Origin of the sequence: Arthrobacter sp. MYb227, from assembly GCF_002975435.1 — a bacterium.
Lineage (GTDB): Bacteria > Actinomycetota > Actinomycetes > Actinomycetales > Micrococcaceae > Paeniglutamicibacter.
Window position 1 is genome coordinate 65,578 of sequence record NZ_PCPT01000015.1, and the last position, 6,841, is coordinate 72,418.

Sequence of the window (6,841 nt, forward strand, 5' to 3'; positions counted from 1 at the left end):
AACAGAGGGGTTCACCAGTCAGTATGACCCCAATCATCCCTTCAGCAAAAGTGAACAAACCCGAAGGTTTTACTTCGGCTTTCCCGATGTATTGTTGAGGTGCGATCCAACGCAACATTTCCCCCGCACAACTCACCGAATTCCTGGAGCCGTCATGCTTGAAATCCGCCGCCTACGCCTGCTGCGCGAACTCAGTATTCGCGGGACCATTGCCGAGGTTTCCGACGCCCTGAGCTATAGCCCCTCTTCGGTCTCCCAACAGCTTTCGCTATTAGAAAAGGAAACCGGTGTGCAGCTACTGCGCAAGGTGGGCCGCCGCCTGCAACTGACCCCGCAGGCCGAAGTCCTGGTGGCACACACCGATGAGTTGCTCGATTCCATGGAACGCGCCGAGGCAGACCTTGCCTCAACCCAGCCCGAAATCGCCGGAACCATCCGCATGGCGGTCTTCCAGACCGCGGTGCTTTCGCTGATCCCTTCGATGCTGCGCCAACTACGCACCAACTACCCGCACCTGCGCGTGGAAATGGTTCAGCATGAGCCGGAAACCGCGCTGCATGAAACCTGGGCACGCGACTTTGACCTAGTGGTTGCCGAACAATACCCCGGGCACGCGGCCCCGCACTATGCCGAGCTAGATCGCAAAATCTTGACCCACGATGCCATCCGACTGGCCCTTCCGGCCCACAGTGATGCCATGCCCGATGAATTCCATCTGGTCGGCTCCATCGAAGAGGCGGCCTCGCTGCCCTGGGTCATGGAGCCACGCGGCGCCGCCTCCCGACACTGGGCCGAACAGGCCTGCCGGTTAGCCGGCTTCGAACCCGACGTGCGCTATGAAACCGCCGACCTGCAGGCCCACGTGCGACTCGTGGAATCCGGAAATGCCGTGGCCCTGCTCCCGGACCTTGTCTGGAGCGCGAGATTGCCAGAAATTCGACTCGTCAATCTGCCAGGTGCCCCGCGGCGGACCATCTTCACCGCGATGCGGCATTCCTCGGCCCAACATCCCGGGCTCCTTGCCGTGCGCAGCGCCCTGCACGAACAGGCAAATTCCCTGCCGCAGGACTAAGGAAAATGACAATCTACGGACGGGACGGGAGTGTATTCTCGATCACAAAAGCGTAACGTAGCGGTGAATGAGGTCACACACTTGGTGATTAACCTGCAATACTCTAGTTCCGTTGCGCACCCACGCCCGGCTCCACAACAGTGGACGTGCAACCTGCCGAGGATTATCCCTTTCCCCGGTACGCATCGCACTCACGAGGACTCATCATGTCTGAACAAGCGTTCCAGCTGATAGCCATCGCCGTGTACCTAGCGGCAATGCTAGGCATCGGCTACTTTGCCTTTCGGCGCACCAACAACATCGACGATTACATGCTCGCGGGCCGTGGGCTAAAGCCTGGAGTTGCAGCTCTCTCGGCAGGCGCCTCGGATATGTCCGGCTGGTTGCTCATGGGTCTACCCGGCGCTATCTACCTCAACGGCCTGATCGAAGCCTGGATCGCCATTGGCCTGACCATCGGTGCCTGGCTTAACTGGAAGTTCGTCGCCCCTCGCCTGCGCTCCTACACCGCAGTAGCGCAGAACGCCATCACCATCCCGAGCTTCTTTGAGAAGCGGCTGAAGGACAATAGTCACTTCCTGCGCATTGCCGCATCGGTGATCATCCTGGCGTTCTTCACCTTCTATGTCTCCTCGGGCATGGTCGCCGCGGGCAAGTTCTTTGAATCTTCCTTTGGCTGGAACTACTTCACCGGACTCTTCGTCGTCGCCGGCGTCACCCTGCTCTACACACTCTTCGGTGGATTCCTTGGCGCGACCCTCACCGATGTGGCCCAAGGCCTGCTGATGTTCGCGGCACTGATCGCCGTACCTATCGTGGCCATCATTCAGATGGGCAGCCTCGGGGAATTGACTACCCGCATTTCCGAGGTCAACCCGGACGCGCTGAACCTGTTCTCCTCGTTCAACTCAACCAATGGTTTCCTGGCCGCCGTGGCGATCTTCTCCACCGCTGCTTGGGGCCTTGGCTACTTCGGTCAGCCACACATCATCGTGCGTTTCATGGCGTTGCGCTCACCGTCCGAAGCCAAAACGGCTCGCCGCATCGGCATTGGCTGGATGGCCATGACCGCCGTTGGCGCCATCGTCACGGCCCTAGTTGGCATCGTCTACTTCGCCGGCGAACCTGCCAAGGAAATCAAGGACCCGGAAACCGTGTTCCTGCTGCTGAGCCAGATCTTCTTCCACCCATTCGTTGCCGGACTTGTGCTCGCTGCGGTGCTCGCGGCCATCATGTCAACGATGTCCTCACAGCTGATCGTCTGCTCCTCGGCCCTGGTCGAGGACCTGTACAACATTGCCGGCAAGAAGCTCACCCCCAAGCGTGAGGTCATGCTTGGTCGTTCCGGTGTGCTGGTCGTGGCCATCGTCGCGGCAGCACTGGCCCTGAACCGCGATTCAAGCATCCTTGAGCTTGTCGCTTTCGCCTGGGCAGGATTCGGTGCAGCCTTTGGCCCGATCGTGCTGCTGAGCCTTTACTGGCGCAAGCTGTCCTCCACCGGAGCGCTGGCAGGCATGCTCACCGGTGCTGCAACCGTATTCATCTGGGGCAACATCGATGTCTTGTCCTCAAATATGTACGAAATCGTTCCGGGCTTCATCCTGAATATGCTCGTCACCTTCCTGGTCTCGCGGGCAACGTACAAGCCCAATGCCCTGATCGAGGAGGAATTCAGCGCCATGGAGACCGAAGTCGCAGAAAACGCTCCCTACGTCGCTTCGGAGCCTTCCGCCTAAGCACACAACTTAAGCACCCGACGGAAAGACCCTCACCCCGCTTAACGGGTGAGGGTCTTTCCGTGGTTAACTCAGGCTTATTCACCCCCTGAATTGCGCCTCCAAAGCCCTGGATAACCGCGGCTTCACGCTAGATTTCGCACTCGGGCAAACACGTCTCTAAACTCTCAGCTTCGGACTGTAAACTCGTTTTATGCCTGATGCTTCTTCCTCTGTTTCCACCGCGCCACAAACCACAACTCCCCCGGTTCCCAGCGACGATTTTGTCACCCGTCAACATCGTTCCAGCACCGGTTTACGCTACACAAGCACCACCGGCCGGATGGTGCTAAGCCGCGAACAGGATACCGAGGGCAAGGTCGAGGGTTTCAAGCCCAAGGCCGAGATCTTCATGGTTGCCTACACCGCAGATGCACCAGATGCCGCACCGGGCACCGCAACCGGCACCAATGGTTCCAAGGCACGGGCCAAAAAGCCCTCCGGCCCACCGGCCATCAACACCCGTCCGGTAGTTTTTGCCTTCAATGGCGGCCCCGGCTCGGCAAGCCTCTGGCTCCATATGGGACTACTTGGCCCACGCATCGTGGATTCGGGCGATGTAGGAAACATGACCCCGGCACCGTACGGCATTATCGATAACCCCGAATCCCTGCTGGAACACGCCGACGTGGTGATGATTGACCCGGTCAACACCGGATACTCACGCGTCGTTGAGGGCGGGAAAACTGACGAATTCCACGCATTCATTGCCGACCGCGATCTAATCGCCGAGGCCATCCGACTCTGGGTCACCCGCAACCAACGCTGGCTCTCCCCCAAATATTTGGTCGGCGAATCTTATGGAACCATGCGCGCCGTGGCCGTGGCCCGCCGCCTGCATGAGGCACACGGCATGGCGGTGAACGGCCTGGGCCTCATTTCCACCGTGCTGAACATGTCAACACTGGATTTCGCCCCGGGAAATGACACCCCCTACGCGCTACACCTGCCCACCTATGCGGCAATCGCACACTTCCATGGCCGGCACGGCAACCGACCATTGGCAGAGGTAGTGCGCGATGCCGAGGACTACGCCTCTGGCGATTACGTGGTGGCATTGCACCTGGGTGCCAGGCTTTCCAAACGCAAGTTTGATGGGGTTGTCAAAAACCTTGCCGAACTGACCACGCTCTCCGAAGGCTTCATCCGGCGCACCAATCTGCGCTGGGACTACATGGAATTCGCCACCGAACTCTTGCGTGAGAAGGGCATGATGGTCGGGCGCATCGATGGCCGCTTCACCGGCGTGCCACCCCGCCTGCAAGAATCCCACACCTGGGATGACCCATCTTTGCGTGCCATCACCCCGGCCTACGCCGCCGCGGTTAATCACTATGTGCGTGCCGAACTCGGTTACGAATCGGATCTTCCCTATGAGGTACTCACCGGACGCGTGCACCCGTGGAGCTATGAGACTTTCGAGGGCAAGCCCATCGATGTCACCGAGGATCTGGCACGCCTACTGATCGATATTCCCGAGCTACGCGTGCACGTTGACTACGGATATCACGATGGTGCCACCCCGCACTTCGCCGCCGAATATGTCTGGGCGCACCTAGACATCCCCGCAGCAACACGCACCCGTTTCACCCACCACTATTACGCGGCCGGGCACATGATGTACCTGAACCCGGAGATTCGAGTTTCCCAGCTGGGCGCTTTGAGCGAATTCGTCGCCCCGGCAACGCCCGCTGGCTAACCCTCAGGTCATTTCTTAAGCGGCACCCGCAGGGCCCATCGCCACAGCGGGTGCCGTTTTTGTGCTCCTCAACCGGATACAGCGCACGATTTCTAGGTGTAGCGGCTTCATCGGCCAGCAACCGCCGTAATCCTTGTCCCAGCTCACCATCGGCCCAGCAAGACACTATGCTGAAATCATGGCCTGGCAGCGTACCCAAACACAGTTCTTCGCACTTCCCTCCTCAGCGCTCTGGGAGGTGCTCGCGGATCCGGCCCGCGTCCCACAGTGGAACCATGCAATCGCACAGCTAAAACCCCATGCCTACCCGGTGACAGCCGGCACCAAACTGGATTTGATCCCGGCAGGTGAGCCCATCGGCACCATCCATTCACGGACCGCACCACCAGCGACGGTGACCAAGATTGAGGATGGGTTAACCCTGACCTGGGTCCAGCAACAGCCCGGCGGTCATCTACTGGTTCGCTGGAGCCTAGAGCAGGTAGCTGACGGCACCGAACTGACCCAATTGGTCTCGGTTAGCGGGCTCGCCTCACCACTTTTTGCGCAAACCGCAGCAAAACCCATAGCCTCACACTTCGCCCACAACTGTGCCCTGCTCTACACACTTGCCGGTGGCACCGAAACCCAAAACCTGCGTGTTGTCATAGCCGGCGGCAATGGCTTCTTGGGCAGCCGAGCCGCTGCCGACCTGCACTGCCGCGGCCACCACATCACCGTCCTCACGCGCAATGAACGCACCAACAGCCCCTACCGCCAGGTGCACTGGGACGGTAAAACTCAGGGACCCTGGGCCAGTTCGCTCTACATGCACGGCAAGGACACTGCGGTGCTCAACCTTGCCGGGGAGCTAGTTGATCTTCCTGCCACCGATGCCAATATTGCAAGGCTCACCAGCTCACGAGTGGATTCAACGCGCGCGCTCAACGAGGCAAGCACCCGGCTTCCGCAACCGCTCACCGCGTTCTTGCAGGCGAGCACCACGGCAATTTACTCAGATGCTCACGATGCGCGGCTCACCGAGGATTCCTCGCTTCCCACCGGAGCTGCTGCCTTGCCGCAAATGACCGGCGTTGCCAGGCCCTGGGAACAGGCCGCCGATGGCGCCCAGGCACAACGCGTGAACATCCTGCGCACCTCGCTGGTCTTTGAACAGGAATCCCCGCTGGTTGACCGGCTCAGCCTGCTGGCCCAGGTAGGGCTCGGCGGCCCGGTTGCCGGTGGTCAGCAGTGGGTCAGCTGGATTCACCTTGCCGACTGGCTGCGCATTATCCGTGCCTGTCTAGGTCTTGAACCCGGTACCAGCATCCCCGCTGGAATTATCAACCTCGCGACTCCTCACCCGGTCCGCAATCGGGACATGATGGAGCTCTTGCGCGCCCAGGTTGCCCCCGGACCGTTGAAGCGTTTCAGCCTGCCAACTCCCAAACCCATCCTTGCTGCCGGAGCCATGGTGCTGCGCACCGATCCCGCGCTGGGTACCACCGGACGACATGTCACCTCCCGGGTACTCGCCGATGCGGGGTTCACCTTTGAGCACCCGGAATTTGCCGATGCCCTGCGGGTGATCTTTGACTAAGTACTCCGAAGCCTCCGAACCACCAATCCGCTTCCACTGTGTCGTTGATTCACCGATCGGCCCCCTGCAGCTTGCCGCAAGCAACACCGGAATCACCGGGATTTACATGCACGATCCCACTCATCCACCTGCCGCTGAGGATCTTGGAACCGCACTGACTCGGCCTAGCGAGCATCCATTGTTGGCCTTATGTGCCAAAGAACTGAGCGAATATTTCGATGGGCACCGCACCAGCTTCAGCATCCCGCTAGATGCGCACGGCACCGAATTCCAGCACCGGGTCTGGGCCAAACTTACGCAGATTCCCTTCGGTGAATCACGCAGCTACGGGGATCTTGCCTTGGACCTCGGGGACGTTAAGCTAACCCGCGCGGTGGGCACCGCCAATGGCCGCAATCCGATCTCCATCGTTGTCCCGTGCCATCGGGTCATCGGTGCCGATGGTTCACTGACCGGTTATGCCGGAGGGCTAGAGCGCAAGCTGTTCCTCTTGCGCCTCGAAGGCATTCTGCCACCGCCCCAGGACACGCTCTTCTAAGGATCCTCACCGGATACGCAGGTAGGCGCCTTCCCACAATATGTGTGGAAAAGCGCCTACCTTTAAAAAGCCCTCGAACCTTCCGATGCCCGCCCAGTTTTGTGTTCGGTTGTTTAGGCGTTGGTGTGTTGAACGAACTCCGCGGCCAAATCTTGGGCGAAGTGGCAACGTGACTCGT

General features: G+C 59.9%; 5 protein-coding genes. All 5 read left to right on the plus strand.

From position 1 onward, the window contains the following. The first annotated feature begins 154 nt into the window (after window positions 1–154). The 5 genes from CQ018_RS18450 to CQ018_RS18470 all read left to right on the plus strand — a co-directional run bounded on the left by CQ018_RS18450 (window position 155) and on the right by CQ018_RS18470 (window position 6,663). Window positions 155–1,072: a LysR substrate-binding domain-containing protein gene (locus CQ018_RS18450; RefSeq protein ID WP_105551475.1), complete on the plus strand. Its 918-nt coding sequence runs from the start codon at window positions 155–157 to the stop codon at window positions 1,070–1,072. Window positions 1,073–1,278: 206 nt separating this feature from the next. After that, entirely contained in the window at window positions 1,279–2,808 is a 1,530-nt protein-coding gene (gene putP / locus CQ018_RS18455) for a sodium/proline symporter PutP (protein ID WP_105551476.1), read from the plus strand. 193 nt (window positions 2,809–3,001) lie between these two features. Next, the gene (locus CQ018_RS18460; RefSeq protein ID WP_105551477.1) at window positions 3,002–4,546 is read left to right on the plus strand and encodes a S10 family peptidase; all 1,545 of its coding nucleotides are present in this window, start codon (window positions 3,002–3,004) and stop codon (window positions 4,544–4,546) included. Between the two features lie 178 nt (window positions 4,547–4,724). Then, a complete protein-coding gene (locus CQ018_RS18465; RefSeq protein WP_105551478.1) occupies window positions 4,725–6,125 on the plus strand; it encodes a DUF1731 domain-containing protein in 1,401 nt (466 codons plus the stop codon). Then, window positions 6,118–6,663, plus strand: a complete 546-nt coding sequence (locus CQ018_RS18470; protein WP_258142739.1) for a methylated-DNA--[protein]-cysteine S-methyltransferase — start codon at window positions 6,118–6,120, stop codon at window positions 6,661–6,663. The genes CQ018_RS18465 and CQ018_RS18470 overlap by 8 nt, the downstream gene beginning before the upstream one ends. Window positions 6,664–6,841: the final 178 nt, after the last annotated feature.